At 58.2% G+C, this 18,680-nt stretch carries 15 protein-coding genes; 8 read left to right on the forward strand and 7 right to left on the reverse strand.

Going from position 1 to position 18,680, the window contains the following annotated elements; all coding sequences use genetic code 11:
- Positions 1-157 precede the first annotated feature (157 nt).
- On the reverse strand, positions 158-868 hold the full coding sequence (locus AOA62_RS01205; RefSeq protein ID WP_017139313.1) for a LuxR family transcriptional regulator: 711 nt from the start codon (positions 866-868) through the stop codon (positions 158-160).
- A 432-nt stretch (positions 869-1,300) separates the two neighbouring features.
- Between AOA62_RS01205 and AOA62_RS01210 the strand changes: the two genes are divergently transcribed.
- On the forward strand, positions 1,301-2,077 hold the full coding sequence (locus tag AOA62_RS01210; RefSeq protein ID WP_099547617.1) for a ferredoxin--NADP reductase: 777 nt from the start codon (positions 1,301-1,303) through the stop codon (positions 2,075-2,077).
- Positions 2,078-2,122: 45 nt separating this feature from the next.
- On the opposite strand, the gene mscL is transcribed toward AOA62_RS01210, so the two are convergent.
- The gene (gene mscL / locus AOA62_RS01215; RefSeq protein WP_017139311.1) at positions 2,123-2,539 is read right to left on the reverse strand and encodes a large-conductance mechanosensitive channel protein MscL; all 417 of its coding nucleotides are present in this window, start codon (positions 2,537-2,539) and stop codon (positions 2,123-2,125) included.
- 287 nt (positions 2,540-2,826) lie between these two features.
- On the opposite strand from mscL, the gene AOA62_RS01220 reads away from it, so the two are divergent.
- Genes AOA62_RS01220 through AOA62_RS01235 form a run of 4 tightly spaced genes read left to right on the forward strand, consistent with a single transcriptional unit; the run spans position 2,827 to position 7,128 of the window.
- Complete coding sequence (locus AOA62_RS01220) at positions 2,827-4,368, forward strand: catalase (RefSeq protein WP_017139310.1); 1,542 nt, start codon at positions 2,827-2,829, stop codon at positions 4,366-4,368.
- A 56-nt stretch (positions 4,369-4,424) separates the two neighbouring features.
- A complete protein-coding gene (locus AOA62_RS01225; RefSeq protein WP_017139309.1) occupies positions 4,425-4,964 on the forward strand; it encodes an ankyrin repeat domain-containing protein in 540 nt (179 codons plus the stop codon).
- 35 nt (positions 4,965-4,999) lie between these two features.
- Positions 5,000-6,367, forward strand: coding sequence for a DNA repair protein RadA (radA, locus tag AOA62_RS01230; protein ID WP_099547618.1), 1,368 nt, complete (start codon positions 5,000-5,002; stop codon positions 6,365-6,367).
- A gap of 26 nt (positions 6,368-6,393) precedes the next feature.
- Positions 6,394-7,128 (forward strand): hypothetical protein, encoded by a 735-nt coding sequence (locus AOA62_RS01235; protein WP_099547619.1) that lies wholly within the window; start codon positions 6,394-6,396, stop codon positions 7,126-7,128.
- A 25-nt stretch (positions 7,129-7,153) separates the two neighbouring features.
- On the opposite strand, the gene AOA62_RS01240 is transcribed toward AOA62_RS01235, so the two are convergent.
- The 3 genes from AOA62_RS01240 to AOA62_RS01250 form a co-directional block, all read right to left on the reverse strand.
- A complete protein-coding gene (locus AOA62_RS01240) occupies positions 7,154-7,900 on the reverse strand; it encodes a sulfite exporter TauE/SafE family protein (RefSeq protein WP_017139306.1) in 747 nt (248 codons plus the stop codon).
- Between the two features lie 259 nt (positions 7,901-8,159).
- A complete protein-coding gene (locus tag AOA62_RS01245) occupies positions 8,160-8,657 on the reverse strand; it encodes a hypothetical protein (protein WP_017139305.1) in 498 nt (165 codons plus the stop codon).
- A 385-nt stretch (positions 8,658-9,042) separates the two neighbouring features.
- Complete coding sequence (locus tag AOA62_RS01250) at positions 9,043-9,411, reverse strand: PilZ domain-containing protein (protein WP_017139304.1); 369 nt, start codon at positions 9,409-9,411, stop codon at positions 9,043-9,045.
- 173 nt (positions 9,412-9,584) lie between these two features.
- Here AOA62_RS01250 and AOA62_RS01255 point away from each other — a divergent pair, with 173 nt between their 5' ends.
- From AOA62_RS01255 to yjiA, 3 genes are all read left to right on the forward strand, one after another.
- Positions 9,585-11,651: a carbon starvation CstA family protein gene (locus tag AOA62_RS01255; RefSeq protein ID WP_017139303.1), complete on the forward strand. Its 2,067-nt coding sequence runs from the start codon at positions 9,585-9,587 to the stop codon at positions 11,649-11,651.
- Between the two features lie 15 nt (positions 11,652-11,666).
- The gene (locus AOA62_RS01260) at positions 11,667-11,864 is read left to right on the forward strand and encodes a YbdD/YjiX family protein (protein WP_003194308.1); all 198 of its coding nucleotides are present in this window, start codon (positions 11,667-11,669) and stop codon (positions 11,862-11,864) included.
- 131 nt (positions 11,865-11,995) lie between these two features.
- Complete coding sequence (yjiA, locus tag AOA62_RS01265; protein WP_169987333.1) at positions 11,996-13,003, forward strand: GTPase; 1,008 nt, start codon at positions 11,996-11,998, stop codon at positions 13,001-13,003.
- Positions 13,004-13,188: 185 nt separating this feature from the next.
- On the opposite strand, the gene glyA is transcribed toward yjiA, so the two are convergent.
- A complete protein-coding gene (gene glyA / locus AOA62_RS01270; RefSeq protein WP_053137906.1) occupies positions 13,189-14,442 on the reverse strand; it encodes a serine hydroxymethyltransferase in 1,254 nt (417 codons plus the stop codon).
- Between the two features lie 230 nt (positions 14,443-14,672).
- On the reverse strand, positions 14,673-18,524 hold the full coding sequence (locus AOA62_RS01275) for a bifunctional diguanylate cyclase/phosphodiesterase (protein WP_099547620.1): 3,852 nt from the start codon (positions 18,522-18,524) through the stop codon (positions 14,673-14,675).
- Positions 18,525-18,680 lie beyond the last annotated feature (156 nt).

Below are 18,680 nucleotides of genomic sequence, written 5' to 3' on the forward strand. Positions count from 1 at the left end.
GCTCTGGGTCATCGATGGGGCGGCAGCGGGCATGGGCAACCGGCGCAACCATCTGAGTGAACAACGAAGCGGCATCAATGCGCCGTATCAACACTCAGAATTGGCCGTAAATGTTACTTTTTTTTCGATGGGATTACATGCGGTGTTTCTTCAGCGGTTAAAACAACCCTGCTTTGGAAGCACACAGTACGGCGGCAATCTTGTTATTGACCCCCAGTTTTCTCAAGCAACTGCTGATATGAAAGCCCACGGTGCGCTCCGACAGGCACAGGATCGTGGCAATGTCCGAAGCCGTCTTGCCCAGGGCCGACCACCTGAGGATTTCCGTTTCTCGTGGGGTCAATTTGCAAGGCGCTGTGACGCTCGGCTTTTCGGCATAATTTTGTGCCACCGCAGCATGCATCACATGACAAAGCCAGAGCACCTGGCCGGCTTTCTCGTAAAGCTCCTGTGGGCTGACTTCGCCGTTGCTTCTGCCCAGGGTCAGCATGCTGAACACACCCTGGAAATCGTGCACGGCTTGGGTCCATCCAAAATGCACACCAAACGACTGGGCCAACGACCAGAGGTGGGGTGCGGCGCTGAAGGTTTTTTCATCCCACACGATAGGCAGCACGCTACGTTTGCAGTGGGCGACTACCGGATCGATGTCAAAAAAATGCGCTTGTTTGTAAACGGCATTCCATTCATTGGGGTAGTTATTAAAGTGAATCGGTTTAGTTTGGGTAGCTTGTTGTTGCGAACTCATCGTAAATGAGCAGTATTCGAATCCTAGCTCATAGGTGTGATTGACGACCATCTCATAAATAGTGGTGATCTTGTTCTCACCTTCCAGTTTGGGGAGTCGTGTATTGCGCCAGTTGACCATTTGTAACTCTCCATGGGTGTTGTTGCCTGGGCACGTCCCGGATCCCAGCGAGGTACGGAAATCAGTGTAGGACAAAGCCTACACATCGTAATGTGAAAAAATTTTACTGAATGCCCGTATTTTGTTTGTTTATTACTTATACAATGAGTGATCGTTTGTACATATAGTGCTTTATGTTCGGGTTATTCCTATAAGTTCAATGGGTTGGTGGTGATATTAAATTGGCATTTGTTTAGTTGCACTGCGACATCTAATGGCCTGTTAGAAGGGGAGAAATAGCTAAATAATTAGTTGGGACTGGATAGCTCCGATCCGAGCGCTTGCGCTGTAACAGCATAGCTGTTGCTCGCACTGGCAATGCCAGTACAAACCACTGGTGTTTCCCTGCGCGACTTTGAGAGACACTAGGGCACCTGTTCAACGGAGCCCCCCATGACGGCCAGCGCTGAGAAATTTACCCGCCAGACCCTGCTCGAAGTGCAATCGCTGACGCCCAGCCTGTTTACCCTGCGCACCAGCCGTGACCCGGGCTTTCGGTTTACCGCCGGCCAGTTTGTGCGCTTGGGCGTGACCAAGGCGGACGGCAGCACGGTGTGGCGCGCCTATTCCATTGTGTCCTCGCCATTTGATGAACACTTGGACTTCTTCTCTATCGTCGTTCCGGGGGGCGAGTTCACCAGTGAATTAAGCCGTCTGCAGGTGGGCGATACCTTGATGGTTGAGCGTCAGGCCACAGGCTATCTGACCTTGAATCGTTTTGTGGACGGGCGTGATCTGTGGCTGCTGGGCACCGGCACGGGGGTGGCACCGTTTCTGTCGATCCTGCAGGACTTCGAGGTCTGGGAAAAATTCGAGCGCATCGTACTGGTGTACAGCGCCCGAGAGGCCAAGGAGCTGGCGTATCAGTCGCTGATTAACACGCTCGGCGAGCGTGAGTACCTGGCCGAGTACGCGCATAAACTCACCTACATTCCCATCGTCACCCGTGAGCAGCACCCTGGGGCACTGAACGGGCGCATCACCACGCTGATCGAGAATGGCGAGTTGGAGCGCGCTGCTGGTGTAGAACTGACCCCGGAGCACTCCCGCGTGCTGATTTGCGGCAACCCGCAGATGGTCGATGACACGCGCCAATTGCTCAAGCAGCGCGACCTGCAACTGAGCCTGAGCCGGCGCCCAGGGCAAGTGGCGGTGGAAAATTACTGGTAATAAAAAAGGCGCCTGAAACAGGCGCCTCTTCCAGGCAAACGCGGGTTAAAGCGGTTTGTCGTTTTGTGCTTTGAGCAGATCACGAATCTCACCCAGCAGCAGCTCTTCCTTGGTCGGCGTCGGCGGCAGGCTTGGGGCCACAGCTTCTTCGCGCTTCAGGCGGTTGATGGCTTTCACGCCCATAAAGATGGCGAAGGCGACGATCACGAAGTCGATGATGCTCTGGATGAACTTGCCATAGGCCAGGACCACAGCGGGCACATCACCCTGCGCGGCCTTGAGGGTTATCGCCAGGTCAGCGAAGTCCACACCACCGATCAACAGACCAATAGGTGGCATCACCACGTCGCCTACAAACGAGGAAACGATTTTACCGAAGGCGGCGCCGATGATGATACCGACGGCCATATCGACCACATTACCTTTGACCGCGAAGGCCTTGAACTCACTGATCACGCCCATAGGTTATTCCTTGTTACAGTTGAGGAGGGTGGAGGTCAGTGTAAGTCAGTCGTAGCCCGCTTGCTCGACACAACCGTTAACACTGTCAATTTTTATCGACCCATTAAATCGCAAATAGTTTGCAAAGTGCCACCAATCGCGCGCGAAATACGCGCTACTTCAGGGGCTTGCCACACTTTTTTCTTAATCAGCCCGGTGGTGTTTTTCTATTTATCTTCTGACTCGCAGGTCACTAGCCTCTGGCAAGCACAACTGAATGTGCACTAAAAAAGCCAGAGGAAACCCCGATGAACACGTCAATGAGCCGCAGGCCTGTTTCCGCGCGATATGCGCTGGGATTGGTCACTGCCAGTCTGCTGTCCCTTTCCGTACAAGCCGCCAACCTGACCCGCGATAACGGCGCCGCCGTGGGGGACAATCAGAATTCACAAACCGCCGGGGCCAATGGCCCGGTGCTGCTGCAAGACGTGCAGCTCATTCAAAAACTGCAGCGCTTTGACCGTGAACGCATCCCGGAGCGCGTGGTCCACGCCCGTGGCACCGGCGCCCATGGCACCTTTACCGTCACCGATAACCTCAGCGACCTGACCAAAGCCAAAGTCTTCGCAGCCGGTGAAGCCACCCCTGTATTCGTGCGTTTCTCTGCCGTGGTGCACGGCAACCATTCCCCGGAAACCCTGCGTGACCCACGCGGTTTCGCCACCAAGTTCTACACCAGCGAAGGTAACTGGGACCTGGTGGGCAATAACTTCCCGACGTTCTTTATCCGCGACGCCATCAAGTTTCCGGACATGGTCCATGCGTTCAAACCGGACCCGCGTACTAACCTTGACGACGACTCGCGTCGTTTTGACTTCTTCTCCCATGTTCCAGAGTCCACCCGCACGCTCACCGAGTTGTATTCCGACTCCGGCACGCCAGCCAGTTATCGCGAAATGGACGGCAACGGCGTACATGCCTACAAGTTGATCAACGCCAAGGGCGAAGTGCATTACGTCAAGTTCCACTGGAAGAGCCTGCAGGGCATCAAGAACCTTGACCCCAAGCAAGTTACCGACGTGCAGGGGCGTGACTACAGTCATATGACTAACGACTTGGTCACTCACATCAACAAGGGCGATTTCCCCAAGTGGGACCTTTACGTGCAAGTGCTGAAACCTGAGGATTTGGCCAAGTTTGATTTCGACCCGCTGGACGCCACCAAGATCTGGCCGAATGTACCGGAACGCAAAGTCGGGCAAATGGTGCTGAACCGCAACCCGGCCAACGTCTTCCAGGAAACCGAGCAAGTGGCCATGGCCCCGGCCAACCTGGTGCCGGGCATCGAGCCGTCGGAAGACCGCCTGCTGCAAGGTCGAGTGTTCTCCTACGCCGACACGCAGATGTACCGCCTGGGGCCGAACGCCCTGCAACTGCCGATCAACGCACCGCGTGTCACCGTCAACAACGGTAACCAGGATGGCGCAATGAACGCCGGCAAGACCACCACGGGCGTGAACTACCAACCAAGCCGCCTGCTGCCACGTGACGAACCACAAGCCGCGCGTTACAGCCAGTCGGCGCTGTCGGGCAGCACCCAGCAGGCGAAGATCCAGCGCGAGCAGAACTTCAAGCAGGCCGGTGACTTGTACCGCTCCTATAGCCAGAAAGAGCGTCAGGACTTGATCGAAAACTTCGGCGGCTCCCTGGCCACCACCGATGACGAGAGCAAGCACATCATCCTGTCGTTCCTCTATAAGGCTGACCCTGAGTACGGCACTGGCGTGACCAAGGTTGCCAAAGGCGACCTGGCGCGCGTCAAGGCGCTGGCAGAAAAACTGACTGACTGACGTTGGTTACGGTCGGCGCCCGCTGATAGGCGTCGACCCCGAGTTGGAGAAAACTCATGCGAATTTCTATCGGTTTACTGATGGCCATGCTGGCCTTTGTCGCCCATGCCGAGTCACCCGACCCGGTCGCGCTCAAGGCTCAGTTGCAGGACTACTATTTCGATGCTGCCCGTCGTGGCGATATCGAGATGCTCAACACCTTCATAGAATCCGGCTACAGCCTCAACACCCAGGACGACAAGGGTTACACCGCGCTGATCCTTGCCGCCTACCACGGCCAGGCTCCATTCGTGGAACGCCTGCTCAACGCCGGCGCCGACGCCTGTGTGCAGGACAAGCGCGGTAACACCGCATTAATGGGCGCGATCTTCAAAGGCGAGCTGAAAATCGCCCAGCGACTGCTCGCCACCGACTGCAACCCCGACCAGCGCAACGGCGCCGGGCAGACCGCCGCCATGTACGCCGGGCTGTTCAAGCGCGTTGAATTGCTGGATGAGTTAAAGGCCAAAGGCGCCGACCTAAACGCCGAAGACCCGATCGGCAACAGCGCTTCACGTTTGGCCAGTGGTGAAATCCGGACCCCGGCGCCGCGCTGAGCTATCATCGCGGTTTTTCGGTTGGAGGTTCTCAAATGGCAAAGGCCAAGCGCATGTACGGCTGCACCGAGTGCGGCGCGACCTTTCCCAAGTGGGCCGGCCAGTGCACCGAGTGCGGTGCATGGAACACCCTGACGGAAACCATGATCGAAAGCGGCGGCGCCGCAGCCCCCACCGGCCGCGCCGGCTGGACCGGGCAACAGGCGCAGATCAAGACGTTGGCTGAAGTCAGCGTCGAGGAAATCCCACGTTTCTCCACGGCGTCCGGCGAGCTGGACCGCGTGCTCGGCGGCGGGCTGGTGGACGGTTCGGTGGTGCTGATCGGCGGCGACCCCGGCATCGGCAAATCGACCATCCTGCTGCAAACCCTGTGCAGCATTGCCAGCCGCATGCCGGCGCTGTACGTCACGGGTGAGGAGTCCCAGCAGCAAGTGGCCATGCGCGCCCGTCGCCTGGGCTTGCCCCAGGATCAACTGCGGGTCATGACCGAAACCTGCATCGAAAGCATCATCGCCACGGCCCGTATCGAAAAACCCAAGGTCATGGTGATCGACTCGATCCAGACGATTTTCACCGAGCAGCTGCAATCGGCGCCCGGCGGCGTGTCCCAGGTGCGCGAAAGTGCGGCGCTGCTGGTGCGGTATGCCAAGCAGAGCGGTACGGCGATTTTTCTGGTGGGCCACGTGACCAAAGAGGGCGCCTTGGCCGGGCCGCGAGTGCTTGAGCATATGGTCGACACCGTGCTGTATTTCGAAGGCGAATCCGATGGCCGTTTGCGTTTGCTGCGGGCGGTGAAGAACCGTTTCGGCGCGGTCAACGAATTGGGCGTGTTCGCCATGACCGACCGGGGGTTGAAAGAAGTCTCCAACCCCTCGGCGATTTTTCTCACCCGTGCCCAGGAAGAAGTGCCGGGAAGTGTGGTGATGGCGACGTGGGAAGGTACCCGGCCAATGTTGGTGGAAGTGCAGGCGCTGGTGGATGACAGCCACTTGGCCAACCCGCGCCGGGTCACCCTCGGCCTGGATCAGAACCGCCTGGCGATGTTGCTCGCTGTGCTGCACCGTCACGGCGGTATTCCCACCCATGACCAGGACGTATTCCTCAACGTGGTCGGCGGGGTCAAGGTGCTGGAAACCGCCTCCGACCTGGCGTTGATGGCGGCGGTGATGTCGAGCCTGCGCAATCGCCCGCTGCCCCATGACTTGCTGGTATTCGGCGAAGTCGGCCTGTCGGGCGAGGTACGCCCGGTGCCGAGTGGCCAGGAGCGCCTGAAAGAAGCGGCCAAGCACGGCTTCAAGCGCGCGATCGTGCCCAAAGGCAATATGCCGAAGGAATCGCCGCCGGGAATCAAGATTATTGGCGTCACGCGCCTGGAACAGGCGCTGGATGCACTGTTCGAATAACCGTGAAGCAATCAGGGATGAACGCAATGCAACAGACCCATCGTTGGGGGGTATGTGCCCTGTTCGTGGCCTTGCTCGGGTTGCCGGGCATTGCCTTGGCTGAGTCGGCCCCACTGCCGGCCGGTTACCGCCTGGCCCAGAAACTGGCGACAGCAGACGGCAGTGTGCTGCAGGTGCTGGAAGACCAGCGCATCAGCGCGCAGTTGCACAAAGACAGCTGGGGCAATGGCCTGGATGAGGACTCATTTGACGAGCCCGGCGATCTGGCGGAAAACCCGTTGCTCAATGCCCAGGTACGTTTGCTGTCGGCGTCCGGCGCTGTGCTTGCGCACGACGATCTTGGCTACCCCTTGGCCAAGGTCAAGAAGGCCCCGCTTAAAGGCCTGCCGGACACGGTGTACTTTTTGAGCGTCGACCAGACGGCGCCGATGGGCAGTTACAGCGGCCCGGCGACTCAGTTGCTGATGCCGGCCAAACAGCAACTCAAACCAATGCGCTATAAGGGCGCGGCCGGCAAGGTCGAGCCGCTGACCCTGGCCCAGACCGGCAAAGCCGCCTGGCAGATCGCCACGCCAGCCGCCGGCGGTACGGATGAGTTACTGCAGGTCTCGTCCTTTATGGACGGTGACGGCGACGATGATTTCGCAACCCGCTACACGACCTATCGTTTTATCGATGGGCAATGGCAGGCCGTGTCGCGTCAGAAGGCGGGTTATTGGGACACGGAAAGCGAATTCCCCCCGAGTGCCGCGTTTCCCTGAGTGTCGCTTTTCCGTGAGAGCGTCACTACCAGAAGATCATTTTCAACGCCAAGGCAATCACGACTACGTTGAAAGCGCTTTCCATCCACTTATCGCCTTTCTGAAGAGCAAACTTGGCGCCCGCATTGGCGCCAAATAGCGTGCCTATGATCAGGCAACACCCGTACTGCCAATTAATAATTCCGCTGACACCGAATATTATTAACGAGCCGACTGAGAGGATGAGGCCACCCACCTTACGTGTGCCAATTGACTCACTGATCGTTTTTTTAAAAAATATAATATACAAATAAGTTGATAGCTTGGCCTGCCCGCCGAACAGGCCGCCGATCATGCCGACGGGAATAAACAGGATATACCCGCAAAAGCGCCTGAGCGAAGAAGGGGCCGTCTTCGGCGAGTGAGGCTTCCTGATGAGTGAAAGCCCCACCAGTAGCAGTGTCAGACCGCCAATGATTTTATGCAGCAGCGCCGGATCTATTTGCACGAGCAGACTTGCACCGACCAAGGCGCCAGCCAACCCAAGTGCGGCTGCGGGGGCCGCTAACCTGTAATCCACTTTTCCATTGTTATGAAAGTGTCTTAATCCGGCAAACATCGTCCCTACCGATGCCAGGCGGGCTGTCGCTATCGACGCCTGTGGGGATATTCCGAGCCAGATCATCACCGGCACTGTTAGAAATACACTGCCGCCGGTATTGGTGCCGATAAAACCCGTCATAACACCCAGTACGACCAACCCTGCGCCTATCAGCCACTCATGCTCAATCATATTGAAAGACCTGCATCCCTGATGACGTGCATTAATTGTTATTCGTTCAAGTAGAGGGGGTCTACCCAATGGTTGCAATTGCGGTCCCTACTATTAGCGGTTAGGTGCAGTTTTGCGGTGTGCACAAAGCTATATTCACCAATGATCGGACGACGGCGATCAAAGGTGTCGCCCATCGCTTTTGAAACAAGACTACTGAGTTTTAATACCTTTTGGCTTTTGCCGCTGCACAATATTGAATTGAAATGAAGATTTGTAATCAGTAGACATGTCTCAGTGATACCGCAGCGCCCGTCGCTACATTACGCTTTACTTGCGCTATGGCGGAGGCAAATGGCAAACTTCGACTGACGGTATAGCTGAGGTTGTATGCACCGCCCAACAAGTTGCAGACTGGAATGTTAAGCACTTTGCCCGCGAGGTCTAACAGAGCATGATCAATCGCACACTTGGCAAATAGATGCCCTTTGATCAGCGTGTCGAGTTGGCTCATGATAACTTCGAATGCGCAAGGGTCTTTTCCAATGATTGCCGGGCATAGATAACTTTCAAGGACGGCCAACATGGTTTCGGGAGTATCACCTTGAGCAGGATAGCGTCTTGAGATAGTTCCGGACTCTCCCCAACCTACCAAGCCAGTATCGGTGGTTAACTTTAATACTATATGCCGCCCCTTCGGGGTTATGTTGGTAGCGGTTTGGTAGGGGTTTTTATAGGGGATTTCGGTCAAGAAGATTTCGGCTTTGGCAATAAGCATGCTTTAACATCCTGTTAGAGGGCCGGGCTGGAAGGGCAGGTGAAATGTAGTTTATTAACTGTGTTTTTATCAAGCGCGCGAACCGTATCGTCTTAATGATCGATCATGAAAATAATTTCATTATTGGAAGTGTTGCTTTTTTTGAAAGGAGCGGCGTTGCATATTTTTCCCACCGAATTCAATGTGGATTGAGTTGTTACAGTTTTAATTAAAATGACGTATGTCGTTTTTGTGAAGGGTTTATATGTTTCCAGGTGGTCGTGCAGGCGGGGTTGTTATGATGATTTGATCTAAAGGTATGACTTTTATTGATGAGGATGTAGCGGAGGCTGGCGGGTGAGTGGATCTATTCAGACACCCGTAGCCTCTGCGGTTTAGAGGGTTTTCAAATCTCTAACAAGGCGCCCAGCTCACGCTCCAGTTCTTCATGATCGCCCACATTCAGCTCAATCAACCGCCGCAAATGGCCGATCGACTCCAGGTCTATGTGCTCACACACAAACCCCAACTGCCCATGATCATCGTGGGCCAGTCTGACCTGCATCTTTATATGCGCCTGCGGATCCAGACGGATATCCACATCAAACGGCTGAGCGCGATTGCCCTGCCAGTCATCAGGGCGCTGCACCAACAAACCTTTGAGCGACAGGTCCACCAATTGCACCGGCCAATTCCAGCGGTCTTGCGCAATGGTCGTTCGGGCATCAAAGGCAATACGCCGAAAACGGCGCCGATCTGACGGTTGCTCGCTCATGGTCAAACCCTCTGGAGATAAGGGGATTGTAGCCCTGCGCCATCATCGGGCCTTTATTTCTGCTTTTTTTACGGTTGCAAGGCTCTAGACCAACGTAGGGGGGTGGCCTTTAAGGCCAACAGCGCTAAACTCGGGCTGGCTGTCTTTCTGTCCACCCTGGCTGGAATATAAAAATGAAAAATAATAATAGCCTGCTACGCCACCTACCCTGGCTGGTGCTGGCAATCGTAGGAGCGTGCGCCTTGGGCGTAGTGGCCTTGCGCCGCGGCGAGGCGATCAACGCCTTGTGGATTGTGGTTGCTGCTGTCGCCATCTACCTGGTTGCGTACCGTTACTACAGTCTGTTCATCGCTAACAATGTGATGCAGCTCGATCCACGGCGGGCCACCCCCGCAGTGCTCAACAATGACGGCCTGGACTATGTGCCGACCAACAAACACATCCTCTTTGGGCACCACTTTGCGGCGATTGCCGGCGCAGGTCCGCTGGTCGGCCCAGTATTGGCGGCGCAAATGGGCTACCTGCCCGGCACGCTTTGGCTGATTGCCGGTGTGGTGCTGGCCGGTGCGGTGCAGGACTTCATGGTGCTGTTCCTGTCCACTCGTCGCAACGGCCGTTCCCTGGGGGACATGGTTCGCGAAGAGATGGGCCGCATTCCGGGGACCATCGCGCTGTTCGGCTGCTTCCTGATCATGATCATCATCCTCGCGGTGCTGGCGCTGATCGTGGTCAAGGCCCTGGCCGAGAGCCCGTGGGGCATCTTCACGGTGATGGCGACCATCCCGATCGCGATGTTCATGGGCGTGTACATGCGCTACATCCGTCCGGGCCGCATTGGCGAAATTTCGGTCATCGGCGTGCTGTTGCTGCTGGGTTCGATCTGGCTGGGCGGGCAGATTGCCGCTGACCCGGTGTGGGCCAAGGCTTTCTCGTTCACCGGTATCCAGATCACCTGGATGCTGATCGGCTACGGTTTCGTGGCGGCGGTATTGCCGGTGTGGCTGATTTTGGCACCGCGTGACTACCTCTCCACCTTCCTTAAAATCGGCACCATCATCGCTCTGGCGATCGGCATTCTGGTCACCATGCCAGAGCTGAAAATGCCGGCCCTCACCCAATTCATCGACGGCACTGGCCCGGTGTGGAAGGGCGGCCTGTTCCCGTTCCTGTTCATTACCATTGCCTGTGGCGCGGTCTCGGGTTTCCACGCGCTGATTTCCTCGGGCACCACGCCCAAGCTGCTGGATAACGAAGTCAACTCGCGCTACATCGGTTACGGCGCGATGCTGATGGAGTCGTTCGTGGCCATCATGGCCATGGTCGCCGCCTCGGTGATCGAGCCCGGCGTGTATTTCGCCATGAACAGCCCGGCTGCGGTGGTCGGTGGTGATGTGGTGACTGTGGCGCAAACCGTCAGCAGCTGGGGCTTTGCAATTACCCCGGAAGCCTTGACGGCCGTGGCCCATGACATCGGCGAAACCACCATCCTGGCGCGTGCCGGCGGTGCGCCGACCCTGGCGGTGGGTATCGCGCAGATCCTGCACAGTGTGCTGCCGGGTGAAAACACCATGGCGTTCTGGTACCACTTTGCGATCCTGTTCGAAGCATTGTTCATCCTGACCGCAGTCGACGCCGGCACCCGTGCGGGGCGCTTCATGCTCCAGGATTTGCTCGGCTCCTTCGTACCGTCGCTCAAGCGTACCGAGTCCTGGACCGCTAACTTGATTGCTACGGCAGGTTGCGTGGCGATGTGGGGTTACCTGCTGTACCAAGGCGTGATCGACCCGCTGGGCGGCATCAATACCTTGTGGCCGCTGTTCGGTATCTCCAACCAGATGCTCGCCGGTATCGCGCTGATGCTCGCCACCGTTGTGCTGATCAAAATGAAGCGCCAGCGCTACATTTGGGTGACCATGCTGCCGGCAGTCTGGCTGCTGATCTGCACCACCACCGCAGGCTTCATCAAGCTGTTCGACGCTAACCCGGCGATTGGCTTCCTGTCGCTGGCCAAGAAGTACAGCGATGCCCTGGCCAACGGCCAGATCCTCGCACCGGCCAAGAACATCGACCAGATGCAGCACGTGATCTGGAACGCTTACACCAACGCAACGCTGACGGCGCTGTTCCTGTTCGTGGTCTTCAGCATCCTGTTCTATGCGCTCAAGGTCGGCGTTGCCGCCTGGGGCAACAAAGAGCGCACGGACAAAGAAGCCCCGTTCCAGGCTGTACCGGACGCGTAAACGAGGATTGCAACCATGTTCAATGACATCAGTCGCCTCGGTAAATACCTCGGTCAGGCCGCGCGCCTGATGGTCGGCATGCCCGACTACGACACCTACGTCGAGCATATGCAAACCAAGCACCCGGACAAACCGGTGATGGACTACAAGGCGTTCTTCCGCGAACGCCAGGAAGCCCGTTACGGTGGCAAGGGTGGGCCTAAGTGCTGCTGACCCGGTATTCGGGTTAGCGCTTCTCCCTGTGGGAGCAAGGCTTTATGTGGGAGCTGGCTTGCCTGCGATAGCATCACCTCGGTCTGCCTGATAGACCGAGTTGCTTGCATCGCAGGCAAGCCAGCTCCCACATGGGTCTGCTCCCACATTTGTTTCTGTGTTTCTTCAAGGAGAATTTTTTGTCCTCTCCCATCCCTGTCACCATCCTCAGCGGCTTCCTCGGCGCCGGCAAAACCACCTTGCTGCGCCACCTGCTCAAAGCCGAGCACGGCCTTAAAATCGCCGTGATCGAAAACGAATTCAGTGATGCCGGCATCGACACCCAACTGTTGGGCGCCGAGCCTGTACAAGTCATGACCCTGTCCAACGGTTGCGTGTGCTGCACCATCCACACCGACCTGACCAAAGCCCTGTACCTGCTGCTCGAACGTCTGGACAGCGGCGAGATCGCCTTCGACCGCCTGGTGATCGAGTGCACCGGCCTGGCCGACCCTGCGCCCGTGGCCCAGACCTTTTTCATCGACGAGGAGCTGCGCGAGCGCTACATCCTCGACGGCATCATCACCTTGGTGGACGCGGCCCATGCTGAGCACCACCTGACCCAGACCATCGCCCAGGCTCAGATCGGTTTTGCCGACCGCCTGCTGGTGAGCAAGCGTGATCTGGTGGATGAGGCATCCTTCGACGCCCTCAGCCAGCGCTTGACCCGCATCAACCGCCGTGCGCCGATTCGCGTGGTCGACCACGGCAAAATCGACCTGGCCGAACTGCTCGACGTGCGCGGCTTTAATCTCAACGCGGGCATGACCCTGCGCCCGGTCAGTGCCGCGCCGTCCATCGACCGTATTTCCAGCCTGGTGCTGCGCACCGACCAGCCGCTGGATATCGACCGGCTCAGCGAGTTTATGAACGAACTGCTGGAGGACCATGGCAAACAACTGCTGCGCTACAAAGGCGTACTGAATATTGCCGGGGAAGACCGGCGCATGGTGTTCCAGGGCGTGCTCAAGCTTTACGGTTTCGATTGGGACACCGAATGGGCCGAGGGTGAGGCGCGCGAAAGTGTGATTGTGTTTATTGCTGATGAGTTGCCGGAAGCCAAAATTCGCGAGGGCTTTGCCCGGGTCTACCAACCCTGACTCGAAATGCATTCAAAATGTGGGAGCTGGCTTGCCTGCGATGGCGGTGGGTCAGCTAATGATGTGCCAACTGACAGGCCGCTATCGCAGGCAAGCCAGCTCCCACATTGAACCGTATTTCAATTTGAGAACGGCCATAAAAAAGCCCGGCTCAAGAGCCGGGCTTTTTATTCAAGCAACTGCAATCAAGCGCCGTACACCGGCAGTTTTTTGCAGATGGCCTTGACCTTCTCACGGACCGCGTCAATCACGGCTTCGTTGTTCAGGTCAGCCAGGATGTCGCAGATCCAGCCGGCCAGTTCCTTGCACTCTGCTTCTTTAAAGCCACGAGTGGTCACAGCCGGGGTGCCGAAGCGCAGGCCGGAGGTGACGAACGGCGAACGTGGGTCGTTCGGCACGGAGTTTTTGTTCACGGTGATGAAGGCTTTGCCCAGTGCGGCGTCAGCGTCTTTACCGGAGATGTCCTGCTTGATCAGCGACAGCAGGAACAGGTGGTTTTCAGTACCGCCGGACACCACGTCAAAGCCGCGCTCGATAAACACGCTGGCCATGGTCTGGGCGTTCTTCACCACTTGCTGCTGGTAAGTCTTGAACTCAGGCTGCAGGGCTTCTTTGAAGCAGATCGCTTTAGCGGCGATCACGTGCTCCAGCGGGCCACCTTGGGCGCCTGGGAATACGGCAGAGTTCAGCTTCTTCTCGATCTCGGCGTTGGCGCGAGCCAGGATCAGGCCGCCACGTGGACCGCGCAGGGTCTTGTGCGTGGTGGTGGTCACGACGTCAGCGAAAGGCACCGGGTTCGGGTAGACGCCAGCGGCGACCAGACCGGCTACGTGAGCCATATCAACGAAGAGATATGCGCCGACTTTGTCAGCGATAGCGCGGAAACGTGGGAAATCCAGGATCTGCGAGTAGGCAGAGAAACCGGCCACGATCATTTTTGGCTTGTGCTCAACGGCCAGGCGCTCGACTTCGTCGTAGTCGATCAGGCCGTTGGCATCGATACCGTATTGAACGGCGTTGTACAGCTTGCCGGAGGAGGAAACGCTGGCGCCGTGGGTCAGGTGACCGCCGTGGGCCAGGCTCATGCCCAGGATGGTGTCGCCGCCTTGCAGCAGGGCCAGGTACACGGCGCTGTTGGCTTGGGAACCGGCGTGTGGCTGAACGTTGGCGTAATCGGCGCCGAACAGTTCCTTGGCACGGTCGATTGCCAGTTGCTCAACCACGTCGACGTACTCGCAACCACCGTAGTAGCGCTTGCCTGGGTAGCCTTCGGCGTATTTGTTGGTCAGAACCGAACCTTGAGCCTCCATCACCGCAGGGCTGGTGTAGTTTTCCGAAGCGATCAGCTCAATGTGCTCTTCCTGGCGCACGGCTTCTTGCTCCATGGCGGCGAAGAGATCGGCGTCGTACTTGGCAATAGTCAAATCACGGCTGAACATGGCGGTCCTCAAGGATCGGGGGCAGAAAAGGAAGGCATTCTAACCCAATGGGTTTTAGATGGCATATGAAAGGACATCATGTCGCGGACAAGTGGGGCTCATCCAGGGATGGGCGGTGCCTGTACTGGCCCTATCGCAGGCAAGCCAGCTCCCACACCTGAAGGTATTCACAATTCAAAATGTGGGAGCTGGCTTGCCTGCGATAGGGCCATCAGCCCCACCACAAGGCTTCAGTCGAACATGAACAGCGCATCATTGCTGAACTGCGCTTCAAACCGATTTGCCGGCATTGGCCGCCCAAACAGATAACCCTGCACCTCATCACAGCCATGTTCACGCAGGAAATCCAGCTGCTCATGGGTTTCCACGCCCTCGGCGATCACCGCCAGGTTGAGGCTGTGGGCCATGGCGATAATCGCGCGGGCAATTTGCGCGTCCTGCTCGCCGGACGGCAGGCCGTCGACGAAAGTTCGGTCGATCTTCAACACATCGATGGGGAATTGCTTGAGGTAGTTGAGCGACGAATAACCGGTGCCGAAGTCGTCCACCGCAATGCTCAGGCCCAGGTTTTTCAGGCTGGCGAGGATCTGCATGGCCTCGTTGACTTCGCGCATCAGGATACTTTCGGTCAGCTCCAGCTCCAGGCACGCCGGCGGCAGGCCGGTGTCCTTGAGAATAGTGGCGATGCGTTCGCCCAACTGCCCATCGGAGAATTGACGCGCCGAGATGTTCACCGAGACTTTCGGCACGCGCACCTTGTTCTGGTGCCAGGTCTTGAGCTGGCGGCAGGCTTCCGCGATCACCCAGTCGCCCACGTCCACCACCAGCCCCAATTCCTCCAGTACCGGGATGAAATCCCCCGGCGGCACCAGCCCTCGGCGTGGGTGACGCCAGCGCAGCAGGGCTTCGGCGCCGGTCAGGCGCTTGCCGTCGCCGCTGAACTGCGGTTGGTAATACAGCACGAATTCGTTCTGGTCCAAGGCATGGCGCAGGTCGCTCTCCAGCTCCAGGCGCTCCAGGGCGCTGGCATTCATGTCCGCCTGGTAGAACTGAAAGTTGTTCTTGCCGCGCTCTTTGGCGTGGTACATCGCCGTGTCGGCGTTTTTCATCAGTTGGCTCAGTTCGTTGCCGTCCTGCGGGCTTAAGGCGATGCCGATACTGGCGGTCACAAAGAACTCGCGGCCCTCCAGTACAAATGGCTTCACCAGGCTCGCCAGGATCTGCTCGGCCACGGTAATTGCGCGGTTCAACGCCATTTCACGGCTGACCCGCGGTTGCAGCAGCAAGGTGAACTCGTCGCCGCCCATACGTGCCACGGTGTCGTCTTCGGCCACGCAGCCCAGCAGGCGGGTGGCCATTTCCTTGAGCATGCGGTCGCCGGCGGCGTGGCCCAGGGAGTCGTTGATCGGTTTGAAACGGTCGAGGTCGAGGAACATCAGTACCACCCACGACTTTTGCCGTTCGGCCGACTGCAGCGCGGTGTGCAGGCGGTCCTGGAACAGTGTGCGGTTGGGCAGGTGGGTCAGGGCGTCGTAATACGCCAGGCGGTGGATGCGCTGCTCGCTGGCCTTGCGCTCGCTGATATCACTGAAGAAACACACGTAGCTGGCCAGGTCGCCTTCATCGTCGAATACGGCGGTAATGCCGACCCAGGCCGGGTAATGCTCGCCATTGCGACGCTTGAGCCACACTTCACCTTCCCAGGTGCTGTGCTGATGCAACTGCTTGAGCACGTAACGCAGGTGCGCCTCCTGCTGTTCATCCACCGTGAGCATGTTCGGCAATTGATCCAGCACATCTGCCACTGCATAGCCGCTGACCCGGCTGAACGCCTCGTTGGCCTGCACGATATAACCGGCCGGGTCGGTGATCAGGATCGCCGAGGTTGAGTGCTCGAATACCGTGGCCGCCATGCGCAGGTCTTTTTCGGCGCGGCGTTGCTGGCTGATATCGCGGCCCACACCCAGGATGCCTTCAAACGCGCCGTGTTCGTCCCAAACCAGCACCAGGCGCAACTCGATCGGCACCTTGCGGCCGTCGGCGCGCAGGCAGTCGAACAGGAACAGTTGGGTGTGGATATCATCACGCAGTCTGTTCAGCGCCTCGGGGTCGCCGAGCGCACGGCTGACCTGTTCCACCAAACTGTAGATGCCGGTCAGTTGCTGCGGGTTGGCGATGATCGACTGCCAGCCGTTCTTGAACACCCAGTCCACGTCATAACCCAGCACGGCGTTGACTGATGGGCTGATGTAATTGAGGGCAAGCTGGCTGTCGGTGGAGCAGATCACGTCGCTGATGCTTTCGGCCAGCATGCGGTAGCGCTGCTCGCTGTCACGCAGGGATTCACTGGCTTCGATCTGGTCGGTGATGTCCTTGGCCACGCCGATGATGCGTGTGACTACCGCGGTTTTATCCCGCGCCAGCGCTTGCTCACGGATATCAAAGCGCCGCCACTGGTTATTGCGATGGCGAAAGCGCAGCTGGCATTGCAGTTGGGTGGTGTAGCCGACCTCGCGCTGTTGCAGGCGCAAGTCGTGGTAATACTCGGCATCCTCGGGGTGCAGCAGGATTTCCCAGAAGTACTCGCCCATTTGCTGCAGTTCGGCCTTGTTGTAGCCGAGGGTATGGCCCAAATGGTGGTTGCTGAAAATCATGCGCTGGCTGATCACGTCCTGCACATACAGGTGATCAGGCACGGTGCGCACCACGTCCGACCAGAAACTCTCACGCTCCACCAGCGACAGTTCGATCAGCTTGCGACTGGTGATATCGCTGATGCTGAGAATCACGGCCTTGAAGTCGTCCTGCTGCTCCGGCAGGCGCATCACCAGCCACAGATATTGGTCATTGCCGGCCACGTCATTGAGCTGGATTTCCAGCTCCAGCTGTTTTTGCTGGGTCAGAACGGCTTCGAGCACTTGATAGCCGATGGCGGTGGCATTGCTTGGGCAATCATCGATCAGGCGTTCCCAGGCTTGCTCGCATGAGCCGACATTCAGCAGGCGCACGGCCACCTGGTTGACCTCGGTAATGCGCAGTTCCTTGAGCAGTTGCTGGCGCTCGGCGGTGTTGTTGAGCAACCAGACCTGCAATTGCTCACGGGTCTGCACGTGGGTCTTGTCAAAAAACGCCTTGAGCCCCGACAGATCCAACACGCACAGGGCCACGCCGGTGCCTTCGAAAATATCCTGATAACGCCGGCGGCCTTCATGCACCTGGCGCTGGCGGCGGCGCATGTTCAGCAGCACGATCAGCGGGATCAGCGAGAACGCCAGGCCCAGCAGGCATTTGCCGATAAACGCCGGCAGCAGTTGCTCCAGCACCGCGCTGCGGTCAAACAGGCCGCGCAATTGCCAATCGCTTTTACTCAGGGGCGTAACCAGCACGCTTTTGTTCAATTCATCCGGCGTCAGCGCCGCGGCCCATTGCGCAGGCATGCCACTGTCGCGGCTGACCACGCGGTGGTTCAGGCGGTTCTCGATGGCCCACATCGGGCGCTGGCCCTGGCCGTCCTGGCGGGTGAGGTTGCTCAGGTAGCTGGGCGCCAGGCGCAAGGCCCAGTACATTTTCGAGCCGCCGCTGGGCTGCTGAAGCAACAGATAGATCAGGGTGCCGTCGGGGCTGTTGCTCAAGTAATAAGGTTGCGAGTGGCTGCGCTGCACCAGCTCTTCAAGCCAGGCGCGGTCCTGGCTGCCTTTGGCGCTGTCGCTGATCAGCGCGCCGCTGGGGGCGAGCAGGGCGAAACTGCGCAGCTCCGGCAACGAGCGTTGCAAGGTGCGCATCAGCGCCTGTTGTTGCTCGTCGTTGCGCGGCGGCTCGACCATCGGCAGCAGGTTCAAGGCGATTTTCGCGCTCAGGGCCATGTTCAGGCTGATCTGTTCAGCCAGGTCGGCGCTGTAATCGATGGTGTATTGCTGTTGGTTTTTCTGGTTTTGCTGCAGTTGGTCCAACAGCTGCCAGAACAATAACGCCAGCAGCACCAGCACCAGCATCGCCAGTGCGCCTTTTAAAGTGCCGTGCAGGGGCGCGCCCGGCGCTATATGAGCGGCGCGCAAGGGCGTGGGCGGCGTGACTTTGGACAAGCTGTGATCCTGCGGTTTGGCTGGACTGGCGCGCGACGTGCACTATAAGCCGGACGCCCGGAGGGCGGCTAGCATGCCTTGCCTTGTGGCAAAGTGCCAGCCCCGCTTGGCTGGACTGCCCAAGCGCATTCAGGTAGCTTTGCCGGTTACGCGGGG

Origin of the sequence: Pseudomonas sp. 2995-3 (genome assembly GCF_002742565.1) — a bacterium.
Taxonomy (GTDB): domain Bacteria; phylum Pseudomonadota; class Gammaproteobacteria; order Pseudomonadales; family Pseudomonadaceae; genus Aquipseudomonas; species Aquipseudomonas edaphica.